Genomic DNA, 3,715 nt, shown 5'->3' on the forward strand with positions numbered 1-3,715 from the left:
CAGTATACCAGAACCTTCTGGTATACCGAGGTGCCTTTTATATGATTATCAATCTCCACAGAGTGGACAACACGAAATTGCGAAATCGAAATCCCTGAAGCCACAGGATTCTGGAGGCCGAAGGGCCTCACGAAAAGCAGATTCTTCGTCGCCCTTCGCAAGGCGAATGACTCCTCCAGAATGACATTAGCTTTTTGTCATCGTGTTTAGTGTTTGTTAGAGGGCACAAGCGAAGCGCAGTGAGCTCGTTACAAAGAGTTAATCCCGAGCGAAGTCCTGAGTTCATCGAAGGACGAAGTCGAGGGGAGCGAAGTCCGAAGGACGGAATCCCTTCGCTCCTCTCAGGATAAACTCCGGATCTGCTTGTGCCAGATTGCTTCGTCGCTAACGCTCCTCGCAATGACACGTTCTTTTATTGTGTGGTGAGTAGGGCGTCATCACCCTAGCCCAGTCAGCCGAAAATCGAAAATCGTCAGAGATTCTGCCTGCCCCGTTTCTCGCGAACTGAGATACACGGGGCCCGCCCGGCTCGTTTTACGAGCGGGCGTTTCACGGCCTCCCGAGTTCATCGAGGAGAGCGTAAGCTGGCGAAGGCGAAGGGCAAACAGCGAATTGCGAAAAGGACTGAGGGAAGCGAAATCTCACAAAGCAATCTAAATGAGGTCAATCAAGTACCAGGCAAGAACTGCAAACTGAGAAGTAGGATTTGCACGTGGTGAATAGCGTCGCCGTGACCTTGCAGAAAGCCAAAAAACAAGGCCTGTGCAAGATATGATCGGTGTGCTATAATAACTCCAGATATATTGGGGGAACCCAGGATGTTAAGACCAAGCCCTCAAAACTAGCATGATGTCGCCTTTGATACAGAGAGGGGTAAGATGGGCAAAAAGATTCTGATGTTGGTGATAGTCTTGACATTTGCGTGGAGCGCTGTGTCCTATGCGCACGCTGACGTGACCGCGGAAACCTATATGGTTGAGATGCGAGATGGTATCAGGCTCGCGACCGATGTGTATTTTCCAGATACCTCTGAAGCGCGCCCTGTGTTGCTCTATCGAACACCCTACTGGAAATTCATAGATCGTGCGAATCCTCCCTACTGGAACGGTAAGGGATATGTACTAGTCGTTCAGGATGTTCGTGGTCGATTTGGTTCGGAAGGTGTCGACTCTGTCTTTCTCGATGATGGGTGGGGAGTAAAACAAGACGGTTATGATACGATTGAGTGGATAGTCCAGCAGAGTTGGTGTAACGGCAACGTGGGAATGTTCGGCAGTTCCGCCCGGGGAATCACCACCAATCGAGCTGCTGGGTCCCTTCATCCCAACCTGATCAGTTGCGTTCCCGTTGTCGCTTGTTCTGATTTCTACCATCAGGTCGTGTTCCCAGGAGGTGAATTTCGGAAATCCCTTTGCGAGAACTGGCTCCGTGCCCAGGGCTCAGGGTACATGATTGACTATTTTCTTGGACTACCTTACTACACCGAGGAATGGGAGTACATGGACCTTCACACCCGGACGGACTCTATTACTGCCCCGATGTTGCATGTCGGAGGGTGGTACGATTGCTTTTCTGACGGGATAGTCGCAGCATTCAACGACTTACGTGACAAACCTCAGGCTGGCCCACAGAAGCTTGTAATGGGCCCATGGATACACGGCACCGTGGGCAGCAATGATCCGGTCGGAGAACTACAGTATCCCAATGCGAGTTTCGATGTGTCTGACTACACGGCTCGATGGCTGGACTACTGGGTCCAGGACGACACGAATGGTGTTCTGGATGAACCTGATGTCTACTACTACCTTATGGGTGATCCGGACAAGACCGAGGAAATTGGTTGTGAATGGTTGGAGGGAGATGTCTGGCCGCCTGAAAATGCAGTGGAGGCGGCATATTTCCTCGCGGACAGTGGCAGACTCAATCTCGGAGTCCCGCCAGACAATGACAGTCTCACTTTCACTTTTGATCCCCGTGATCCGGTCCCAACTTTGGGCGGTAACAATCTTACGATTCCTGGAGGACCATTTGACCAGACTGCTATCGGTGTTCGCGACGACGTCCTTGAGTTTCTAACCGAGGTCCTGAATGAGCCTCTACAGGTGGAAGGAGTCGTCCGAGGGGAATTCTTCGTATCAAGCGATCGAAAGGATACCGATTTCACTTTGAAACTCGTCGATGTTTACCCGGATGGAAGAGAAATGTTAGTCACCGATGGCGTTGCTCGAGCTCGCTATCGGTTAGGTGACCGCGAGGAAGATATCACTTTTCTCACTCCAGGCGAAATCGTTCCGATTACAGTCAGTCTGCCTCCCGCGGCGATTGTCTTCAACTCCGGGCATCAGGTTAAAGTCTGCATCTCCTCCAGCAATTATCCGAGATTTGAAATCAATCCAAACACTGACGATCCGCCCTATCAGGAGACAGACACGTTGACAGCCAACAACACTCTGTATTATGGCGGTGCTTACTGCTCGGCAGTGATCCTTCCTGTAGTCGCAGGTTCGAATTTTGTGCAGCACCTGCAAGAAACCAAAACCTGGCGTGTTGCCCTGAGGAGTTACCCCAATCCATTCAGATCACACACCGTCATCAGCTACCAATTACCAGAGGCTGGTGGGGTGAATCTTATCATTCACGATGCATTGGGACGAAGAATAAGGACGCTGGTAGACCGGAGACAACCTGCCGGAGCTTACTACGTGATGTGGAGCGGGAAGAATGACTCAGGGAATCAGGTCCATTCAGGTATCTATTTTTGCAGACTGGAAACTGAAGGCTTCACCAGTACAAGAAAGATGCTCTTCCTGAAATGAAGGTTTCAGGGCAAGTTTTTGGGCTGCGAGATTATTGATATTGTCCAGAATTGAGCAACTGACCAGGTTTTTCCAACATAGCGACCCCAGAGCGATTCAAGATGCTTTTCAGTTAGTGTTAGTACGAGAAGTAGAATTCAGATGATTTTGGAATCGATTTAGTATATAATAGCGGAAAATGAATCCAGTCCGGAATGTTCTGACTAAAGTAAAGCAACGTGGGGTCCATACAATGAAGATAGTATTTGCCGCCACAAAAGACAATGCAGTGTTTTGTCCTGACTGTCACAAGGAAATGAATAAAGAGAGCAGCTTCTGCAGATATTGCGGAGCCAAGTTGAGGCAAAGCGAAATTGAGGCTAGAGAAAAACGAGCCGAAGAAGTCAAAGTGGAAGTTCTCTTCTATGGTACGCCAAAAATGATGCCCAAAGACATACTGAGAAGAAGAGAGAAGATAGTCTTTGAAGCAAGGCCACATATGATATACACACTTCTGGCGCCCTGGCTCATCGGAGCCGCGCTCATTCCAATAGGAATACGCGTCATCTTCGCCCTTGTTTTTGCAGGCGTACTGATTGAAATAATTGCCCTTCTGGTACTTTCTCTATCCTTTGTCAATTGGCGGTATACAATCTACGGCTTGACTACAGATCGTGTAATAAGGGTTAGAGGTGTCATTGGCAAAGATATCTACCAGAATCCTCTGGGCAAAATTCAGTTCTACAGGTTGAAGCCGGGATTCTTTCAGAGAAAGTTCCACTGTGGCGACATAATGATATCTGCTGTGGGCACGGCCATAGTCGAGCCAGTATGGAAGAACATCAAAAGGCCCCGTGAAGTACAGAGGACATTGAGGACCCTTGTGCAGGAGATAAGAAAGGAAAACTCAGAACGCGCCT

Annotated in this window: 2 protein-coding genes; both read left to right on the plus strand. The window is 49.2% G+C overall.

Translation table 11 applies throughout. The features are described from left to right. Positions 1-878 precede the first annotated feature (878 nt). The gene (locus E3J62_05940; GenBank protein TET45917.1) at positions 879-2,816 is read left to right on the plus strand and encodes a CocE/NonD family hydrolase; all 1,938 of its coding nucleotides are present in this window, start codon (positions 879-881) and stop codon (positions 2,814-2,816) included. A gap of 178 nt (positions 2,817-2,994) precedes the next feature. Continuing rightward, the coding region (locus tag E3J62_05945) for a zinc-ribbon domain-containing protein (GenBank protein ID TET45918.1) at positions 2,995-3,715 on the plus strand (721 nt) is incomplete at its 3' end.

It is taken from the genome of candidate division TA06 bacterium (assembly GCA_004376575.1).
Taxonomy (GTDB): Bacteria; Hydrothermota; DG-26; order E44-bin18; family E44-bin18; genus E44-bin18.